General features: G+C 61.6%; 19 protein-coding genes. 13 read left to right on the top strand and 6 right to left on the bottom strand.

Annotation, left to right across the window (positions count from 1 at the left end; translation table 11 throughout):
* Window positions 1–45 precede the first annotated feature (45 nt).
* The 6 genes from nuoI to nuoN are packed head-to-tail and all read left to right on the top strand — an operon-like array spanning window position 46 to window position 6,409.
* Window positions 46–585 carry an NADH-quinone oxidoreductase subunit NuoI gene (gene nuoI / locus B5495_RS13890; RefSeq protein ID WP_079554651.1) on the top strand — a complete coding sequence of 180 codons (540 nt, stop codon included), beginning with the start codon at window positions 46–48 and terminating at the stop codon, window positions 583–585.
* A 27-nt stretch (window positions 586–612) separates the two neighbouring features.
* Window positions 613–1,191 (top strand): NADH-quinone oxidoreductase subunit J, encoded by a 579-nt coding sequence (nuoJ, locus tag B5495_RS13885; RefSeq protein WP_079554649.1) that lies wholly within the window; start codon window positions 613–615, stop codon window positions 1,189–1,191.
* Window positions 1,188–1,496 carry an NADH-quinone oxidoreductase subunit NuoK gene (gene nuoK / locus B5495_RS13880; protein ID WP_079554647.1) on the top strand — a complete coding sequence of 103 codons (309 nt, stop codon included), beginning with the start codon at window positions 1,188–1,190 and terminating at the stop codon, window positions 1,494–1,496. The genes nuoJ and nuoK overlap by 4 nt, the downstream gene beginning before the upstream one ends.
* On the top strand, window positions 1,493–3,418 hold the full coding sequence (gene nuoL, locus B5495_RS13875) for an NADH-quinone oxidoreductase subunit L (RefSeq protein WP_079554645.1): 1,926 nt from the start codon (window positions 1,493–1,495) through the stop codon (window positions 3,416–3,418). Before nuoK ends, nuoL begins: the two co-directional genes overlap by 4 nt.
* A gap of 16 nt (window positions 3,419–3,434) precedes the next feature.
* The gene (gene nuoM / locus B5495_RS13870; RefSeq protein ID WP_079554643.1) at window positions 3,435–4,964 is read left to right on the top strand and encodes an NADH-quinone oxidoreductase subunit M; all 1,530 of its coding nucleotides are present in this window, start codon (window positions 3,435–3,437) and stop codon (window positions 4,962–4,964) included.
* A complete protein-coding gene (nuoN, locus tag B5495_RS13865; protein WP_079554641.1) occupies window positions 4,964–6,409 on the top strand; it encodes an NADH-quinone oxidoreductase subunit NuoN in 1,446 nt (481 codons plus the stop codon). Before nuoM ends, nuoN begins: the two co-directional genes overlap by 1 nt.
* Before the next feature lie 52 nt (window positions 6,410–6,461).
* Here nuoN and trpE read toward each other — a convergent pair whose 3' ends face one another.
* Both trpE and B5495_RS13855 read right to left on the bottom strand, forming a co-directional pair.
* On the bottom strand, window positions 6,462–7,958 hold the full coding sequence (trpE, locus tag B5495_RS13860; RefSeq protein ID WP_079555110.1) for an anthranilate synthase component I: 1,497 nt from the start codon (window positions 7,956–7,958) through the stop codon (window positions 6,462–6,464).
* On the bottom strand, window positions 7,958–8,677 hold the full coding sequence (locus tag B5495_RS13855) for a phosphoglycolate phosphatase (RefSeq protein ID WP_079554639.1): 720 nt from the start codon (window positions 8,675–8,677) through the stop codon (window positions 7,958–7,960). Before B5495_RS13855 ends, trpE begins: the two co-directional genes overlap by 1 nt.
* A 129-nt stretch (window positions 8,678–8,806) precedes the next feature.
* Here B5495_RS13855 and B5495_RS13850 point away from each other — a divergent pair, with 129 nt between their 5' ends.
* Window positions 8,807–10,105, top strand: coding sequence for an NAD(P)/FAD-dependent oxidoreductase (locus B5495_RS13850; protein ID WP_079554637.1), 1,299 nt, complete (start codon window positions 8,807–8,809; stop codon window positions 10,103–10,105).
* A gap of 14 nt (window positions 10,106–10,119) precedes the next feature.
* On the opposite strand, the gene B5495_RS13845 is transcribed toward B5495_RS13850, so the two are convergent.
* On the bottom strand, window positions 10,120–10,869 hold the full coding sequence (locus tag B5495_RS13845) for an IS5 family transposase (protein WP_079550575.1): 750 nt from the start codon (window positions 10,867–10,869) through the stop codon (window positions 10,120–10,122).
* 154 nt (window positions 10,870–11,023) lie between these two features.
* On the opposite strand from B5495_RS13845, the gene B5495_RS13840 reads away from it, so the two are divergent.
* A protein-coding gene (locus tag B5495_RS13840; RefSeq protein WP_154045165.1) for an IS5 family transposase occupies window positions 11,024–11,877 on the top strand; the annotation gives its coding sequence in 2 pieces (ribosomal slippage) (window positions 11,024–11,381 and window positions 11,381–11,877; 855 coding nt in all).
* Window positions 11,878–11,924: 47 nt separating this feature from the next.
* Here the strand turns inward: B5495_RS13840 and rpe are convergent.
* On the bottom strand, window positions 11,925–12,638 hold the full coding sequence (gene rpe, locus B5495_RS13835) for a ribulose-phosphate 3-epimerase (RefSeq protein ID WP_079554636.1): 714 nt from the start codon (window positions 12,636–12,638) through the stop codon (window positions 11,925–11,927).
* 233 nt (window positions 12,639–12,871) lie between these two features.
* Between rpe and cysP the strand changes: the two genes are divergently transcribed.
* From cysP to B5495_RS13810, 5 genes are all read left to right on the top strand, one after another.
* Window positions 12,872–13,891, top strand: a complete 1,020-nt coding sequence (gene cysP / locus B5495_RS13830) for a thiosulfate ABC transporter substrate-binding protein CysP (RefSeq protein WP_079554634.1) — start codon at window positions 12,872–12,874, stop codon at window positions 13,889–13,891.
* 9 nt (window positions 13,892–13,900) lie between these two features.
* Entirely contained in the window at window positions 13,901–14,767 is an 867-nt protein-coding gene (cysT, locus tag B5495_RS13825) for a sulfate ABC transporter permease subunit CysT (protein ID WP_079554632.1), read from the top strand.
* Window positions 14,767–15,594 carry a sulfate ABC transporter permease subunit CysW gene (cysW, locus tag B5495_RS13820; RefSeq protein WP_079554630.1) on the top strand — a complete coding sequence of 276 codons (828 nt, stop codon included), beginning with the start codon at window positions 14,767–14,769 and terminating at the stop codon, window positions 15,592–15,594. Before cysT ends, cysW begins: the two co-directional genes overlap by 1 nt.
* Window positions 15,591–16,688: a sulfate/molybdate ABC transporter ATP-binding protein gene (locus tag B5495_RS13815; protein WP_079554628.1), complete on the top strand. Its 1,098-nt coding sequence runs from the start codon at window positions 15,591–15,593 to the stop codon at window positions 16,686–16,688. Before cysW ends, B5495_RS13815 begins: the two co-directional genes overlap by 4 nt.
* 95 nt (window positions 16,689–16,783) lie before the next feature.
* Complete coding sequence (locus B5495_RS13810; protein WP_079554626.1) at window positions 16,784–17,377, top strand: YajG family lipoprotein; 594 nt, start codon at window positions 16,784–16,786, stop codon at window positions 17,375–17,377.
* Between the two features lie 45 nt (window positions 17,378–17,422).
* Here the strand turns inward: B5495_RS13810 and B5495_RS13805 are convergent, their stop codons facing one another.
* Together B5495_RS13805 and B5495_RS13800 are read right to left on the bottom strand one after the other, a co-directional pair.
* Window positions 17,423–18,055 carry a thiopurine S-methyltransferase gene (locus B5495_RS13805; protein WP_079554624.1) on the bottom strand — a complete coding sequence of 211 codons (633 nt, stop codon included), beginning with the start codon at window positions 18,053–18,055 and terminating at the stop codon, window positions 17,423–17,425.
* Between the two features lie 24 nt (window positions 18,056–18,079).
* Entirely contained in the window at window positions 18,080–18,715 is a 636-nt protein-coding gene (locus B5495_RS13800; protein ID WP_079554622.1) for a TIGR04211 family SH3 domain-containing protein, read from the bottom strand.
* Window positions 18,716–18,789 lie beyond the last annotated feature (74 nt).

Genomic DNA, 18,789 nt, shown 5'->3' with positions numbered 1-18,789 from the left:
CGTAGGCGCCCAGCTGGCTGCCAAGCGTCAATGGAGGAGAACGCCATGTATAAAAGATTGTTGCAAGATACCGGGTCGCAGCTGCGCACGCTGGGCATTATCTTTATGCACGCGTTTCGCAAGCGCGAAACGCTGAATTACCCCGAAGAAGAAGTCTACTTGTCGCCGCGCTACCGCGGGCGCATCGTGCTGACCCGCGACCCCGACGGTGAAGAGCGCTGCGTGGCCTGCAACCTGTGCGCCGTCGCCTGCCCGGTCGACTGCATCTCGCTGCAAAAAGGCGAGCAGGACGACGGCCGCTGGTACCCGGAGTTTTTCCGCATCAACTTCTCACGCTGCATCTTTTGCGGCATGTGCGAAGAGGCCTGCCCCACCTCGGCCATCCAGCTTACGCCGGATTTCGAGATGGCCGAATACCAGCGTAAGGAGCTGGTATACGAGAAAGAAGACCTGTTGATCAACGGCCCCGGCAAGGACCACAACCACAATTTCTATAAGGTCGCCGGGATGTCGATTGGCGGTAAAGATAAAGGCCAGGCGCAGAATGAGGCCAAGCCGATTAAAGTGACCACGCTGCTGCCCTGAGGGCGCTTTTTTGCAACGGGAGGAATCATGGAGCTGGCCTTCTATCTCAGCGGCCTGGCCGCGGTACTGGCAACCCTTGGGGTGATTGCCAACCCCAATCCGGTACACGGGGTGCTGTACCTGGTGGTGTCGCTTTTGGCGGTGGCCATGGTGTTTTTCACCCTCGGCGCGCCCTTTGCCGGCGCGCTGGAAATCATCGTTTACGCCGGCGCCATCATGGTGTTGTTCGTGTTTGTGGTGATGATGCTCAACCTCGGCCAGGCCGCGGCGGAGCAAGAGCGCCAATGGCTGCAGCTGCGCACCTGGATCGGGCCGTCGCTGCTGGCTGCCGTGCTATTGCTGACGCTGATCGGCCTGCTGTGGCGCGGCGATATTCAGCGCGTGATCGAGGGCGGCGAGCTCACCGCCAAGGGCGCCGGCACGCTGCTTTACGGCCCCTGGCTTTTGCTGGTGGAGCTGAGCGCGCTGCTGCTGCTGGCGGCACTCGTTACGGCCTCCCACGTCGGGCGTATCAAGCCCGTTGCCGCGCCCAAGCCTGCCGCGCGGGATATGCCCACCGGCGCCGCCGATAAACCATCCACTCCCGACGGCAAGGAGGTCTTATGAACGGCGTTCCCATGGAGCACGGCCTGATTTTGGCCGCGATCCTCTTTGCCCTGGGCCTTTGCGGGCTGATGTTTCGCCGCAACATGATCTTTGTGCTGATGAGCCTTGAGATCATGCTCAACGCCGCGGGGCTTGCGTTTATCGTCGCCGGCACCGGCTGGCAGCAGCCGCAAGGCCAGGTCATGTTCTTGTTGGTGATTACGTTGGCGGCCGCTGAAGCAAGCGTCGGGCTGGCTCTGCTGATTCAGCTGTATCACCGCTTCAAGACTCTCAATATCGATGTGGCCAGCAGGATGCGTGGATGATGGAACTCTTGACGACTTTCTTGACAACGCTCTCGGCAACGCTCTCGACAACGTTCTCAACGGCGCTGCTGTTGCCGCTGACGTTCTTGTTGCCGCTCGCAGGGACGCTGATTCTGGCGTTCTCGCGCGGCACCCTGAGCTACCGCCTGAGCGCCTTGGTGGGCGTGGGCAGCGTGGGGCTTGCCGCCCTTGCCACCGTGCTTCTCGCGCTGGGCTTTGCCACTGATGCCACACCGCAGTCCATCACCCTGTGGACGTGGATTGCCGTGGGCGAGTTCGCCCCCAGCATCGGCCTGGCGCTGGACGGCCTGTCGCTCACGATGCTGAGTGTAATCACCGGCGTGGGCTTTTTCATCCATCTGTTTGCCGCCTGGTACATGCGCGGCGAAGAAGGCATCACGCGCTTTTACACTTACATGAACCTGTTTGTGTTCAGCATGATTCTGCTGGTGCTGGGCGATAACCTGCTGCTGCTGTTTTTGGGCTGGGAAGGCGTCGGCCTGTGCAGCTATTTGCTGATCAGCTACTACTACCACGACAGCGCCAACGGCTGGGCCGGGTTCAAGGCGTTCATCATCACGCGCATTGGCGACGTATTTCTGGCCATCGGCATGTTTTTGCTGTTCAGCCGGCTGGGCACGCTCGATATCAACGAAATCCTGACGCTGGCGCCCAAGGCCTGGCAGGCGGGTGATACCACCGTCGAGCTGGCGGCCTTTTTGCTGCTCGGCGGGGCGCTGGGTAAATCAGCGCAGCTGCCGCTGCATACCTGGCTGGCCGACGCCATGGCCGGCCCCACGCCGGTGTCCGCGCTGATTCACGCCGCGACCATGGTCACCGCCGGGGTATACCTGATTGCGCGGATGCACGGCATTTTCGAGCTGGCGCCCACCGCGCTTTATGTCACCGGCGTTATCGGCGCGCTGACGCTGCTGATGGCGGGCTTTGCCGCGCTCGCGCAAACCGACATCAAGCGGGTGCTGGCCTACTCGACCATGAGCCAGATCGGCTATATGTTTCTGGCGCTGGGGGTGGGCGCGTTTGATACGGCGATTTTCCACCTGATGACCCACGCCTTTTTCAAAGCGCTGCTGTTCCTCTCCGCCGGCGCGGTGATTGTCAGCTGCCACCACGAACAGGACATGCGTAATTTGGGCGGGCTGTGGCGCAAGCTGCCGCTGGCCTACATGGGCTTTGTCGTCGGCGGTGCGGCACTCGCGGCGCTGCCGCTGGTCTCTGCCGGCTTCTACAGCAAGGACGAAATCCTCTGGCAGGCGCTCGCCGCCAACCAGCAGGGGCTGCTGATCGCCGGATTGATCGGTGCGCTGCTGACTTCGCTGTATACGCTGCGGCTGATTATTGGCACCTTCCACGGCTCGGCCAAAAGCGATAACGCGCGCCACGCCGAGGCGGGTCGTGGCCTCGCCCACGGGCTGCCGCTGGTGGTCCTGGCGGTGCTCTCCACGTTCCTGGGCGCCTGGATCACCCCGCCGCTCTCCGGCGTGTTGCCCACAGGCCCGGGCGAAGGCGTGACCGCCGGCCACGGTGCGCTTGAATTGATAGCCGCCGCCGTCGCCCTTTCCGGCATGGCGCTTGCCATCTGGCTGTTCGGCCTCAAGCGCGGCTGGCTACGCTTGGCCGACCACGGCATGGGCGCCGGGCTTTGGCAGCTGTGGCACCACGCCTGGGGCTTCGACATGCTTTACGACTGGACGCTGGTACGCCCCTATCGCGGTCTGGTCGCGCTGTTGAAAAGCGATGTGGTGGAGGGCGTTTTCCGCCTGCTCGCGAAGCTTGTACGGCTTGTGCATCTGGGGCTTTCGCGCACCCAAACCGGCAAACTGCGCGGCTATGCCGTCACCATGGTGGTCGGCGCCACGCTGATTCTGCTGAGTCTGGCGCTAGTCATCCAGGGAACCTGAAAAGGATAAAACGCTTATGATACTGGTATGGCTCATCGTCATCCCTTTTGCCGGGGGGCTTTTTTGCTGGCAGGCAGAGCGGCTGGGCGACAAGGCCACGCGGCTGATCGCGCTTGCCACCATGCTCTGCGAACTGTTGATCGCGCTGTGGCTATGGGGGCAGCTGGACTTTCAGCTGCCGGCGCTCGACGGCTCTGACACCCAGTGGGCGCTGGAATACCGCCTACCCTGGATCACCCGCTTCGGCATCGACATCCACCTGGCGCTTGACGGCTTATCGCTGGTGCTGATTGCCCTGACCGGCTTTCTCGGCGCGCTGGCGGTGCTTTGCTCGTGGAACGAAATCGTCCGTCGTATCGGCTTTTTCCATCTCAACCTGCTGTGGATTCTCGGCGGCGTGGTCGGGGTGTTTCTCGCCATCGACCTGTTCCTGTTCTTCTTCTTCTGGGAACTGATGCTGGTGCCGATGTATTTTTTGATTGCGCTGTGGGGCCACAGCGGCTCGCAGGGCAGTACCCGCATCGGCGCGGCCACCAAGTTTTTCATTTATACCCAGGCCAGCGGGCTATTGATGCTGGTGGCGATTCTGGGGCTGGTGTTTGCCCACCACGCCAACACCGGCGACTACTCGTTCAGTTACGCCGTGCTCAAGGAAACCTCGCTGTCGCCGACGATGGCGTTCACGCTGATGCTGGGGTTCTTTATCGCCTTTGCGGTCAAACTGCCGGTGATCCCGCTGCACGGCTGGCTGCCCAATGCCCACGCCCAGGCGCCCACGGCGGGCAGCGTCGACCTGGCCGGCATTCTGCTCAAAACCGCCGCCTACGGCATGATGCGCTTTGCCCTGCCGCTGTTTCCCGAGGCCTCGCAAACCTTTGCCCCGATAGCGATGGGGCTTGGCCTGCTGGGGATTTTCTACGGCGCGGTGCTCGCCTGCGGCCAACAGGACGTCAAACGTTTTATCGCCTACACCAGTATTGCCCACATGGGCTTTGTGCTCATCGGCATCTACGCCGGCACCGAGCTCGCGCTGCAGGGCGTCATTGTGCTGATGGTGGCCCACGCGTTTTCCGCCTCGGGGCTGTTTATTCTCAGCGGCCAGATCTACGAACGCCTGCACACCCGCAACATTAGCGAAATGGGCGGCCTCTGGGGGCGGCTGGGCAGCCTGCCGGGCTTCTGGCTATTCTTTATTGCCGCCTCATTGGGCATTCCTACCACCGCCAACTTCGTCGGTGAGTTTATGGTGCTGTTCGGCACCTTTGCCGTCGCCCCCTGGGTGGTGGCCGGCGCAAGCGTCGGGCTGGTGCTTGCCGCGGTGTATTCGCTAATGCTCATGCAGCGCGTGCTCTACGGCCCGACCCAAGACGACACGCCCCTGAGAGGCCTGGATACGCGGGAGTTCAGCATGCTGATAAGTATCGTGGTATTGCTCCTGCTGCTCGGCCTTTATCCCCAGCCGCTACTGGATACCACCAGCGCTGCGATGGGAGAAATCCACCGGCTGTTTGATACCCCAAGCCAGCTGCTGCCGGAGGTGCGCTAATGCAGATGCCCACGCTTGCTCTTGCCTATCTTCCGTTGATTCTCGTGGCCGCCACGGCGATTACCGTGATGCTGGGCATCGCCTGGCGGCGCGATCACCGCGTTACGGTGGCCGTCAGCGTGCTGGGGCTTACGCTTGCGCTTATCGCGCAGATCATGGCCTGGAATGTACTCCCGCTGACCACGCCGCTGCTCGCGTTTGACGGCCTCGCGGTGCTTGGCGGGGTGCTTATTCTAGCGTCCACGCTGGCCTGTGCGGTGCTCGCGCACGCCTATTTCGAGACCTTTCAAGGCCCTCGCGAAGAGTTTTACCTGCTGCTGCTGTGTGCGGCGGCGGGCGGGCTGGTGCTGGCCGCAAGCCGCCACCTGGCCAGCCTGTTTCTGGGGCTTGAGCTTCTGTCGATGCCGCTGTACGGCATGCTCGCCTACGCCTTTCACGAACGCCGCTCGCTGGAAGCCGGCATCAAGTATCTGATTCTTTCCGCCGCGGCGAGCGCTTTTTTACTCTTTGGTATGGCGCTGGTTTACGCCCAGACTGGCGAACTTGAGCTAAATGCTTTGGTGGTATCGCTCAGCGACGGCGCAGGCGCCTGGGGGCTGGCCGGTGCCGGAATGATGCTGGTGGGGCTGGGGTTCAAGCTTTCCGTGGTGCCCTTCCACCTGTGGACGCCCGACGTCTACGAAGGCGGCCCCGGGCCGGCAGCGACGTTTCTGGCCACCGCCAGCAAGGTGGCGGTGTTCATGCTGCTGCTGCGTCTGGTGATGACCGCGCCGGCGTTTCAGGGCGAATGGCTGCACACGCTGCTGTGGGTCCTCGCGCTTGCCAGCATGCTGGTGGGTAACCTGCTGGCGCTGACGCAGTCCAACCTCAAGCGCCTGCTGGGGTATTCCTCCATTGCTCACTTCGGCTATATGCTGCTGGTGCTGATAGTGGCCGACGGGCTCGCTGCGGAGGCCGGCGGGGTTTATCTGATCACTTACGTGCTGGCCACGCTTGCCGCCTTTGGCGTGGTGATTCTGGTCTCAAGCGCCACCGACGGTGAAGACGCCGGCAGCCTGCATTATTACCGCGGACTGTTCTGGCGCCGCCCCATCCTCACCGCGGTAATGACCGTGGCCATGCTCTCGCTGGCCGGGATTCCCGCCACCGTGGGCTTTATCGGCAAGTTCTATCTGATCGCGCTGGGCGTTGAAGCCGAACGCTGGTGGCTGGTGGGCGGCATCATTGCCGGCAGCGCCATCGGGCTTTACTACTACCTGCGGGTGATCGTGACGCTGTTTCTGGCCGAGCCGGGCATGCAGCGCCGCGACGCCAGCGCCGACTGGGCCGTCCGCGCCGGTGGCCTGGTGGTGCTGGGCGCGGCAGTACTGGTGATTCTGCTGGGCCTCTACCCCGCGCCGATGATCGCGCTGGCGAACGCCGCGGGCGGCATGATTGCGCCCTGAATCACGTCAGCCTTGATAACCAATGGCCGGCGCACAACGCCGGCCGGCAGAGTCAGATATCGTCCAGTCCGCGCTCGGCCATGGCCACCGCGCGGATCAGAGCGCGACCCTTGTTGAGGGTTTCCTGCCATTCCATTTCGGGCACCGAGTCGGCGACGATGCCGGCGCCGGCCTGCACGTGTACCTGGCCGTCCTTGATTACCGCGGTGCGAATGGCAATCGCGGTGTCCATGTTGCCGTGCCAGGAAAGGTAGCCCACCGCACCCGAATAAATGCCGCGCTTGACCGGCTCGACTTCGTCGATGATTTCCATCGCACGCACTTTGGAGGCGCCGGAAACAGTGCCCGCGGGGAACGTCGCGCGCAGGGCATCCATCGCCGAAAGCCCCGGCTTGAGCCGGCCGGTGACGTTGGAGACGATGTGCATCACGTGAGAATAGCGCTCCACCACCATCTTGTCGGTGACCTTGACGCTGCCGGTTTCGCTGATGCGGCCGACATCGTTGCGTCCCAGATCAATCAGCATCGAGTGCTCGGCAAGCTCTTTGGGATCGGCCAATAGCTCAGCTTCAAGCGCGTTGTCTTCCGCTTCGTTTTTGCCGCGCTTGCGGGTACCGGCGATGGGCCGCACGGTCACTTCGCCCTCTTCGGTGCGGGTGAGAATTTCCGGCGAAGAGCCCACTACCTGATGGTCATCAAGGTTCAGATAAAACATGTACGGCGAGGGGTTGAGGCTGCGCAACGCGCGGTAGAGATCCAGCGGCGCGGCGCTGTACGGCGCCGACATGCGCTGGGACGGCACGCACTGCATGATGTCGCCGGCTTTCACGTATTCCTTGATTTTGGTGACCGCCGCCTTGAAACCTTCCTGGGTAAAGCCCGAGGTAAAGTCGCTTTCCTGCACGTCTTTCTTCTGATGCGGCTGCCCGTCGGGGCGGGTATAGGCGTCACGCAGGCGGCTTTCCAGATGCCCCAGGTGGCGCTTGGCCTGTTCCAGCGCGTCGGGTGTTTCGGGGTCCGCGTGGGTCAGCAGGGTCAACCGGCCGGAGAGGTTGTCGAACACCACCAGATCGTTGCACACCATCAGCAGAATATCCGGCACGCCGAGCGGGTCGGGCTTGTCACCGGCGCCTGCTTCTCCGCGCAGGCGCGGCTCGATGTAGCGAATGGTTTCATAGCCAAAATACCCCACCAGCCCGCCGTCAAAGCGCGGGTGCTCGTCGAGCTTTGGCACCTTGAAGCGCGCCTGAAACGCTTCGATCCACTCAAGTGGATCGTCGACTTCAGTGACGCCCAAGGTTTCGCCGTCATTGATGTGGCTGACGGTATTGCCGCGCACTTCGATGCGCTCGTGGCACGGCAGCCCGATGATCGAATAACGCCCCCACTTCTCGCCGCCCTGCACCGACTCCAGCAAAAACGTCCACGGCACGTTGGCCAGCTTGAGATATGTGGACAGCGGCGTGTCCAGGTCGGCCAGCACGTCGTGAGACACGGGAATGCGGTTATAGCCGGCTTTCGCCAGCTCGGCGAAATGGTTGGGAGTCATCATCGGGCGGTCCTTGTCGAAGAAACGGTCGGGGTAGCAGAGGTCGAAAGCAGTTCGGTAAGCGAGTCCAACAGCGCATCCGGCGCGCTCTGGCTGATCGGCTCGCCGTGGTTATAGCCGTAAGTCAGCGCGACGGTGGCAAAGCCCGCGGCCTTGCCGGCGGCGATATCGTGGCGAGAATCGCCCACCATCACGCAGGCGTTGGCGGGTACGCCAAAGTGCGCGGCGGCATGCACCAGCGGCAGCGGGTCGGGCTTTTTACGCGCCAGCGAATCGCCGCCAAGGCGCAGAGAAAAACAGGCGTCAATCGCAAAGTGGCTCAGCAGCGGCGCAATAAAACGCTCGGGCTTGTTGGTGATCAAAATCAGTACAAATCCCGCCTGGTCGAGGGCCTTCAAGGTATCGGCCACGCCCGGGTAAAGCTGCGTCAGCCGGTGCGGGGCGTCGCCGTAATGGCGCAAAAATGCGGCGTAGACCCGGGTGCTTAGCGCCTCGTCCAACGTAGCTTCCGGCACGTCGAACGCCCAGCCAAGGGCGCGCTCTACCAGCACCTGCGCGCCGTTGCCCACCCAGCCGCTGACCGCTTCAACCGAGGGCGGCGTAAGGCCTTCTTCATTGAACGCACGCGCAAGCGCCGCCGCCAGATCGGGCACCGAGTCAATCAGGGTGCCGTCCAGATCAAACGCCACCAGCCGCTTTTTATCGAGTAGGGAATGCACCGTTGTTGTCCTTTTGCGAGTCTTTATCAAGCCATTGCCAAACCATCTTACCTGCTATGTCATCTTTTGCGCATTAGTCAAGGCGTCAATAAGTCTCTATGCTAACTATCCTTTTTATTGGAGACGCTTATGTCTACACCACGCATTGTTGTTGTTGGAGGGGGCGCCGGCGGCCTGGCCCTCGCCACCCGGTTGGGGCACAAACTGGGCAAGCGCCAGCGCGCTGAAATCGTACTGCTCGACAGTCACGCCACCCACGTGTGGAAACCGCTGCTGCACGAGTTGGCCACCGGGGTGCTGAACTCCAGCATGGACGAAGTGGATTTTCATGGCCACTCGTTCACCCATCACTACCGCTATCAGCGCGGCTCGCTGTGCGGGCTGGACCGCGAGAAGAAGGTGCTGAACCTGGCGCCGATCAACGACGATAACGGACACGAGATTCTGCCCGCCCGGGAGCTGGGCTACGACTATCTGGTGCTGGCGCTGGGCAGCGTATCCAACGATTTTGGCACGACAGGGGTGGCTGAGAACTGCCACTTTATCGACTCGCCGGAACAGGCCAAAATGTTCCAGCACGATATGATCAATAGCTTTTTGCGCTATACCGACCCGTCCCAGCGCCAGCACCCCGAGCTTTCCATCGGCATTGTGGGCGGCGGTGCTACCGGCGTTGAACTTGCCGCCGAGCTGCTGGACGCCTCGCGCATGCTGCGCGCCTACGGCGTGACGCCCAACGGCAACCAGAAAATCAACGTGCATTTGCTGGAAGCCGCGCCACGCCTGCTGCCCGGACTTTCCGAGCGCATCAGCGAGACCGTACGCGAACAGCTCGAGCACTTGGGCATTACCGTGCATGTGAATACCGCCGTCAAGGAAGCCCAGCCACACCGGCTGCTCACCAGCAATGACGACGTAATCAATACCGACCTGAACGTCTGGGCAGCGGGCATCAAGGCGGCGGATTTCCTGGGCGAACTGGGGCTTACCACCAACCGGCGCAACCAGATCCACGTCAACACCACCCTGCAAAGCGTGGATGACCCGTCCATTTTTGCCCTGGGCGACTGCGCCAGCTGCCCCCGGGGCGAAGACGGCACCATTCCGCCCCGCGCCCAGGCCGCCCATCAGCAGGCGACGCTGCTGGCCAAGAACCTCATTCGCACGCTGGCCGACAAGCCGATGGCCGAGTTCAACTACCGCGACTACGGCTCGCTGGTATCGCTTGCGCGCTACGACGCGGTGGGCAACCTGATGCGCAGCTCGGCCTCCAAGGGCATGTTTCTGGAAGGCTGGCTGGCGCGCAAGTGCTACGCCTCACTCTACCGCATGCACCAGCTTTCGATTCACGGCGCGACCCGCACTTCGCTTGGCTGGCTGGTCGACAAGCTCAACCGCTATCTGAAGCCACGCATGAAGCTGCACTAGGGCCTGTTGACGTTTCACATTGGGAGCCACAACAAACAGCACGCCAAGGCCACCATGCTTTCGTAGTTTCGCTTGAGCTTATCGTAGCGCGTCGCAATGGCGCGATACGGTTTCAGTCGAGCAAAGGCATTCTCAACCAGATGCCGGTAGCGATATAACCCCCTGTCCAGATTGGCATTTCCTTTTTTCGAGTTACGCCTGCGTGGAATCACCGCCGCCATGCCTTTGGCCTCGATCTGCTCACGGATACGTTCACTGTCATAGCCCTTGTCAGCCACCAGCGCATCACCTGCTGGCAAGTCGTCAATCAATGCCTGGGCTTCCGTGCTGTCGTGCACCTCACCCCCGGTTATCCTGAAGGCAATCGGTAACCCATAAGCATCCACGGTCAAGTGGATCTTGCTGGTATTGCCTGCACGACTTTTGCCGATGGCTTCTGCGTCTTCCGTGGCAGCCCCTGTGCTGTCCTGATGAGCCTTGACGTAGGAGCCATCAATGAACAACCACTCGACATCAGGATCTTCCACCAGCGTGTTGAAAATCCTCATCAGCTTTCCACTCGCTGACCAGGCGTTAAAACGCTTGTAGACCGTATTCCAGGGGCCAAACGTCTCCGGTAGATCCCGCCACGGGCAGCCGGTGCGCATCCGATACAGGATGCCTTCCACCGTGGTACGCAAGTCAGCCTTGTCATAAATACCTTGTTGAAGCAGGATAGGTTTCAGCTTCGACCAGTGTTCATCCGTGAGCATTTGTCGGGGCATGGCAGGCTTGCAGTTTGTTGGCGTAGGAACCTTTATTCTGCGAGCTTGCCCCTATCCTGCCAATACCCCTGCCATGAAACGTCAACACGCCCTAGGTTCTGTCTGAAAAGTCATGGCTGTTATGCTGTCCCTGTTGATTGAGCAGGAGACCGCTATGGCAGGCCGTTACGAACTGTCCGATCAGCGCTGGCAAGTGATCGAAGATATTGTTTCTCCGCCGCAGGCTATGGGACGCCCACGCCGGGATGATCGCCAGATGCTCAACGGCATTCTGTGGATTCTCTGCGCCGGGGCACAGTGGCGCGACCTGCCGGAGCGTTATGGTCCGTGGAAAACCGTCTATCAGCGCTTCCGACAGTGGCGTGACGACGGCACGTTCGACCACATTCTGTCCCGCCTACATCTGCGTCTGCGTGAAGATGGCTATATGGACCTCAATACTTGGATGGTGGATTCGACGTCCATCAGAGCAACCCGGTCGGCCAGCGGTGCCGGCAAAAAGGGGGGTCAATAGAACCGCTGGATCATGCACTCGGCCGCAGTCGTGGCGGGTTGACCACGAAGATCCACCTGCTGTGTGACAGCCAGGGCGTTCCCATCACATTTTCTTTGTCTGCAGGCCAGCGCGCGGATTCGACCTACTTAACGGAGCTACTGGAGAAGGTTCGATTGCCGGGGCGTGCGGGGCGTCCTCGCAAGCGCAGCCGCTATCTTGTGGCGGACAAGGGCTACGACAGCGATGCATTACGACATTACTGCACACGTTACGGTATGCGCCCGATCATCCCCAGACGGCGCATGCATCGACGCCCGAGGCCAGGCCTGCCGCATCAGTTTGATAGACCCAAATACCGTCAGCGCAACGTGGTAGAGCGTCTGTTTGGCTGGCTCAAGGAAAAGCGTCGGCTGAATACTCGCTACGACAAGCTTGCCAGCAGTTACAGAGCGATGGTCACGCTGGCCTGCATCGAACGATGTATGAGGGTCGACTTTTCAGACAGAACCTAAGGCTGGAACTCCCGCCTGAAGCGCTCTGAAACAGCGCCAACAGCGTGTTATGACCCCTGCGCCAGCGCCTCGCGCATCTGTTTGATGACCGAGTCGTAGGCGTGGGGGTCATTGGCATTTTTCGCTTTGAAAATCGCTGAACCGGCCACGAACGTATCCGCCCCGGCAGCCGCCACCTCGGCGATGTTCTCCACCTTTACCCCGCCGTCCACTTCCAGCCGGATATCGTATCCGGAGGCGTCAAGGCGTGCCCGGGTGTCACGCAGTTTATCCAGCGTTTGCGGGATAAACGCCTGCCCGCCAAAGCCCGGATTGACGCTCATCAGCAGCACCATATCAAGCTTGTCCATCACGTAGTCCAGATAGCTGAGCGGCGTCGCCGGATTGAACACCAGCCCTGCCTGGCAGCCGCCGTCGCGGATCAGCTGCAGCGAGCGGTCAATATGGTCGGAGGCTTCAGGGTGGAAGGTGATGATGCTGGCGCCAGCGTCGATAAAGTCAACGATCAGCTGGTCCACCGGCTTGACCATCAGGTGCACGTCGATCGGTGCGGTGACGCCGTGGTTACGCAGCGCCTTGCACACCATCGGCCCGATGGTGAGGTTGGGCACGTAGTGATTATCCATCACGTCGAAGTGCACGATGTCGGCGCCGGCGGCGAGCACGTTGTCCACCTCTTCGCCCAGACGGGCAAAGTCGGCGGACAGGATCGAGGGGGCAATACGGAAAGGGCGAGATGCAGCGGTATGGGATGCAGTCATGGTCATCGGCTTTTGGGGCTGGAAGAAACAAAAAAGAGGCGAACAGAAACACCGGCGCAGCACTGGCGACCGGCGACATCATGATAACAGATGACGGGAATACGACGTGGCAGCGGCGCTGCGAACACACATATATTCATAAAAAGAATATAAAACACGATTGTAATTCCACAATTGCAGGTTTAATCTTTATCGCCATTAGTCGTCGTTTTTAACGTAACAGGAGCCTTCTCATGGCACTTCCCCGTTTGTCCCGCGCTTTTCAGTACAGTGTTCTCGCTCTCGCCGTTACCGCCAGTGCCTCGGGCACCGCCAGCGCCGCAGACCGCGAGCTGCTCAACTCCTCTTACGATATTGCCCGCGAGCTGTTCGCCGAGATCAACCCCAAGTTTCAGGCCTGGTGGGAAGAAGAGCACGATGAAACGGTAGAAGTCAGCCAGTCCCACGACGGCTCCTCCGCTCAGGCGCGCGCCATCCTTCAGGGCCTGCGCGCTGACGTGGTGACGTTCAACCAGGTCACCGACGTTCAGGTGCTGGCCGATGCCGGCCTGGTCGCCGAAGACTGGAAAGAGGCGTTTGATAACAACGCCTCGCCCTACTACTCCACCACCGCTTTTCTGGTGCGCGAAGGTAACCCGAAAAACATCGAAAGCTGGGACGACCTGGCCGGTGAAGATGTGCAAATTGTCTTCCCCAATCCCAAGACGTCAGGCAACGGCCGCTACACCTATCTGGCCGCCTGGGGCGCTGCGGACAAGCGCTTTGACGGCGACGAAGACAAGATCCGCGACTACATGAAAACCTTCCTCGGCAACGTGGAAGTGTTCGACACCGGCGGCCGTGGCGCGACCACCAGCTTTATCGAGCGCGAGATCGGCGACGTGCTGATCAGCTTTGAATCCGAGGTCAACAACATCCGCGGCGAATACGGCAGCGACGACTACGACGTCGTGGTACCGCCGGTCAGCATTCTGGCCGAGTTCCCCGTGGCCGTTGTGGACACCAACGCCGAGCGTAATGACAACGTCGATCTGGCTCACGGCTACCTCGACTACCTGTACCGCGAAGATACCCAGCGCCTGCTCGCCAACTTCAACTATCGCGTCAACAACGACGTCGTAGTAGAAGAGTTTGCCGACCAGTTCCCGGAAACCGAGCTGTTGAAAGTGGAAGACGTGTTCGGCGGCTGGGACGAGGCCATGGAGACACACTTCGAAAGCGGTGCCCTGCTCGATCAGCTTCAGCGCCGGTAATTACGCCTTATGAGTTTTCAAGCACTCAGGCTCCCCCGGCGCTTTTCCGGCAGCACACGCGTGCTGCCGGGCTTTGGCCTTTCCATGGGTATCAGCGTGCTGTTTATTTCGCTGGTACTGCTGCTGCCCATGATCGGCCTTTTTGGCCAGCTGTCCGACCTTTCACTGGTCGAATACTGGGCGATCATCAGCGATCCGCGCGTGGTAGCCAGCTACACCGTTACCATTGGCGCTGCCGGCGTGGCGGCGCTGGTTAACGCGATTTTCGGCCTGCTGCTGGCCTGGGTGCTGGTACGCTACGAATTCCCCGGCAAGCGCCTGCTCGATGCGCTGATGGATCTGCCGTTCGCACTGCCCACCGCCGTTGCCGGCATTACGCTGGCCACGCTGTATGCCAAAAGCGGCTGGGCGGGCGGCCTGCTGGAACCGCTGGGCTTCAAGGTCGCCTACACCTGGGTAGGCATTGCCCTGGCCATGGCGTTTACCAGCATTCCGTTCGTGGTGCGTACCGTGCAGCCGGTGCTTGAGGACATGCCCGCCGAGATCGACGAGGCGGCGGTTTCTCTGGGCGCCAGCGACGGCGTGGCCTTTCGCCGAGTCATCCTGCCGCATCTGTGGCCGGCGCTGGTGACCGGCACCGGCCTTGCGTTCGTGCGTTCGCTGGGCGAATTCGGCGCGGTGATTTTCATCGCCGGCAACGCACCTTACGAAACCGAAATCACCGCGCTGATGATTTTCGTCAAGCTGCAGGAATACGACTTTGCCGGCGCTTCGGCGATTGCCTCGGTGGTGCTGTTTGTCTCGCTCGCGCTGCTGCTGGCCATCAATATCTGGCAGGGCCGCTTTGTCCGCCGCCTGCACGGAGGAAAAGGCTAATGCAACGTATCGGTGATGCACCGGGCGTTCGCCGCCTGTTGATCGGCACGGCACTGGTGCTGTCGGCCGTGTTTCTGCTGCTGCCGCTGGCGGCGATTTTTGCCCAGGCACTGGCCGAGGGCGTCGGCGTGTTCTGGACCAACGTCAGCGATGCCTATACGCTGCACGCGATTTTTCTGACGCTGGGCATAGCGCTGATGACGATCCCCATCTGTCTGGTGTTTGGCGTGGCGTTGGCCTGGCTGGTGACGCGCTTTGCGTTCCCCGGCCGGCGGCTGTTGCAAACGATGATCGACATTCCCTTTGCCGTCTCGCCGGTGGTTGCCGGGTTGATTTACCTGCTGCTCTACGGGCGCAACGGCTGGATCGGTAGTTGGCTCGACGCCAACGACATTCAGCTGATGTTTGCCTGGCCGGGAATCTTGATGGTGACGGTGTTTGTCACCTGCCCGTTTGTGGCTCGCGAGCTGATCCCGCTGATGCAGGCCCAGGGCAGCCGCGAAGAAGAAGCTGCGGTCACGCTGGGGGCCGGCGGCTTTACCACATTTCGCCGCATTACCCTGCCCAACATTCGCTGGGCGCTGCTCTACGGCGTGATTCTCACCAACGCCCGCGCGGTGGGCGAATTTGGCGCGGTCTCGGTGGTAGCCGGCTCGATCCGCGGGCAAACCAATACGCTGCCGCTGAACGTGCAGCAGCTTTATCAGGACTACAACACGGTCGGCGCCTTCTCCAGCGCAGCGCTTCTGGCACTGATCGCCCTTTTCACCCTGGCGGCCAAGGCCGGCCTGGAATGGCGCGCAGCGCGCCGGGAGGCAATCGCATGAGCATTCGTCTGGAGAATATCGGCAAACACTTTGGCGCCACCCGCGCACTTGAGCCGGTGAACCTGGATATTCACGAAGGCGAGCTGGTGGGGCTTCTGGGCCCCTCCGGCTCGGGAAAAACCACGCTGCTACGGATTATTGCCGGGCTGGAAAACCCCGATCGCGCTGGCACACGAACGCCGGCGCGCATTCTCTTTGGCCAGCGCGATGTAACCCACGTCCACGTCCGCGACCGGCGCATCGGCTTTGTCTTTCAGCACTACGCGCTGTTTCGTCACATGAGCGTGTTCGACAACGTCGCCTTCGGCCTGACCGTGATGCCCCGGCGCAGCCGCCCGTCGCGCGGTGAAATCCGCGCCCGGGTATTCCGCCTGCTGGAAATGGTCAAGCTTGAGCATCTGGCCAACCGCTACCCGGCGCAGCTGTCCGGCGGGCAGCAGCAGCGTGTTTCGCTGGCGCGGGCGCTGGCCGTCGAACCCGACGTACTGCTGCTCGATGAACCGTTCGGCGCGCTGGATGCCAAGGTGCGCCAGGAGCTACGCCGCTGGCTGCGCCACCTGCACGAAGAACTCAACTTTACCAGCGTATTCGTCACCCACGATCAGGAGGAAGCGCTCGAGCTTTCCGATCGCGTGGTGGTGATGAGCGACGGCAAGATCGAGCAGATCGATACGCCGGAAACGCTCTACCGCGCCCCGCAAAATCGTTTCGTGTTCGAGTTTCTGGGCGACGTCAATCACTTAGAAGGCCAGGTGCACGGCGGCGTGTTGACCTGCGGCGATGCGCGGCTGGCAGTGGACCTGCCCGACGGCGCGGAAGATCTGCTGCTGCGCCCCCACGAGGTGCGGCTGGCCGAGCAACCCAACGCCGACTGCCACCTGCCGGTCACCGTCACCGCGGTCTCGCCGATCGGCGCGGAAGTGCGCGTGGAGCTGGAGGCCGACTGGCTCGCCAAACCCTGGCTTGCCACCGTGCGCCACGCCGATTTCGAGCGGCTGAGCCTGCAGCGCGGTAAACGCCTGTTCGCCCACCCGCGCCAATGGCACCGCTTTGCCGATGAAGCCGCCGACCTTCTCAAGCCCCACGCGGCATAGCCATTGCGCCGCCGGAGCCTTGGCGACGCTATCCCCCTTTGCCGGTTAGCGTCTAAACTGCGCTTGTCACTTAACTCATTACCGCGGAGATTCTTATGCAGCGACGTTTTTTCCTGAGCGGCCTGGGCCTATTGCTGGCCAGCCTGTTGCTTGCCGGCTGCGCCAGCCCCCAGTACCTGTCCGTCACGCCCGAGCGCAGCGCGCCGGTCGCCCAGTTTGGCAACGGCCAGAAAGTCGCGGTGTTTGCCCAGGACGGGCGCGATAGCGACGTCATTGGCCATCGCAGCGGCGGCGGCATGTCAACGTCGCAGATTACCGTCAGCAGCCACGTGCTGATTCCGCAGCTGCAGCGCGAAGCCGAGCGCGCCGTAAGCGACATGGGCTTTACCCCGGTCAACGAGGAAGCCGAAGGCCGCCCGACGCTGGTTCTGGAACTCTCGCGGCTCAACTACGCTCAGGCCGATGCGGCTCAGCCGGGTCTCGATGAAGCCCGCCTGGAAGGCGTGCTACGCGCCATCGCCACACAGGGCGGCACTACCTACACCGGTACCTATACCTCGCGGCGCACCCAAAGCTACGCGCTTAAACCCAGCGCCGGCGACAACACCGAAATGCTCAACCAGCTGCTGAGCAAGGCACTTGACCGGGCGTTCAACGACGGCGAACTCGGCGCTCTGCTGGCTCGATAATAGTGTGGCGCGCCAAATATGGTGGCTCGTTAACTCTTTGGCTCGCTAGCTAAGCGGGCCGCGGCGCTCAAGCGCCCATACGCTTTCGATAAAGCCCCGCTCGTCGGGCGGGCTTTGTTCCAGAAACGTCAGGCGAAAATTGGGCGAGAACAGCTGTTCGACTTCGTTATTCGACACGCTATACGGCGGGCCGGCCTTTTCATCCCCTCGGGTCAGGCTGACCAGCAGGCCGCGGGCGCCGGGCGGCACAAGCTGCGCCAGATGAAAGGCGTAACGCTGGCGTGTGGGCTTGGGCAGCGCAATGAGCGAAGCGCGGTCATAAAATGCCTCGATTTCTGCCACCTGGCGAATGTGCAGGTGAAAAAAATCGCCCTGCCACAGCTCAATGCTACCCTGACGGACAATATCAAACCCTGCCTGATGGTAGCGCAGGACTTCGTGGCGGCGCTCAGCCACAAACTGCTCAATGGCTTGTGGCGCAAACTCCACGCCCAGCACCGGGTGCCCGGCATCAGCCAGCCAGCGCATATCCACGCTTTTACCGCATAGCGGCACCAGCACCTTCGCGGCCCGCGGCACATTCAGCGTCGGCCAGTAGCGCTCAAGCGCGGGATGCGCCGTTGCGCGATGAAAACCGATTCGCCCTTCGCGCCAGCGCTTAAGCCACTGCTCTGTCATCAACTGTCCTTATTAACATCAGTCCTATTGGAACCAGCGATCGCGCTTTTTCCGCCGGCGCGGCAGGTGCGGCACAATCAGCCCCACCAGCAGGCCGGCCCCGGCAACACCGCCGCCGTACATGAAGTAGCGCATCAGCAGGTCTTCTTCCTGAGTATCCAGCCGTGCATTCAGGGCGCGCACTTTTTCGCGCTGCGCCTCGGAGTCACCGTCCAGCGACTCATTGCGTGCTTCAAGCTCGCTGATGCGCTCGGTGCGCGTTTCAATACCCTGCTTCATCGACGACACCCGCTCTTCCCAGGTCTCGTTGATGTTGTCCAGTTCGTGGCTCAGTTCGGTGACCTGGGTCTCGAGCTTGGGTAGCTTTTCGCGAGCACTGGGGGTGCTCTTGAGCTCATCGCTGAGGATCCAGACGGTATCACCGGACTGGCTTTTGACCCGGGTATATTTGCCGCTTGTGTCAAGCACACGCACCTGCTCGCCGGCGCTCAGCGTACCCACAATGCGATAGCCGTCGGTAGGCCCGCTGCGCACATAGGTCGTCAGCTCTTCAGACACCCAGGATTGATTTGACTGCGCCACGGCATGCCCGCTGCCAAGCCCGATTAACAGGCCGACCAGCGCGGCCCTGTATGGAAAACGAAACGTCTTTGCTTGCATGTAAAAAGTCCTGATGGAAACGCTGACCGCACACATTACCGAATTAGCCGCCCTGACGCAGCCGCGCAAACGCT

The sequence above is a fragment of the Vreelandella subglaciescola genome, assembly GCF_900142895.1.
Classification (GTDB): Bacteria; Pseudomonadota; Gammaproteobacteria; order Pseudomonadales; family Halomonadaceae; genus Vreelandella; species Vreelandella subglaciescola.
The sequence above is the reverse complement of the archived record's forward strand: the minus strand, read 5'-3'. Positions and strand labels throughout refer to the sequence as shown.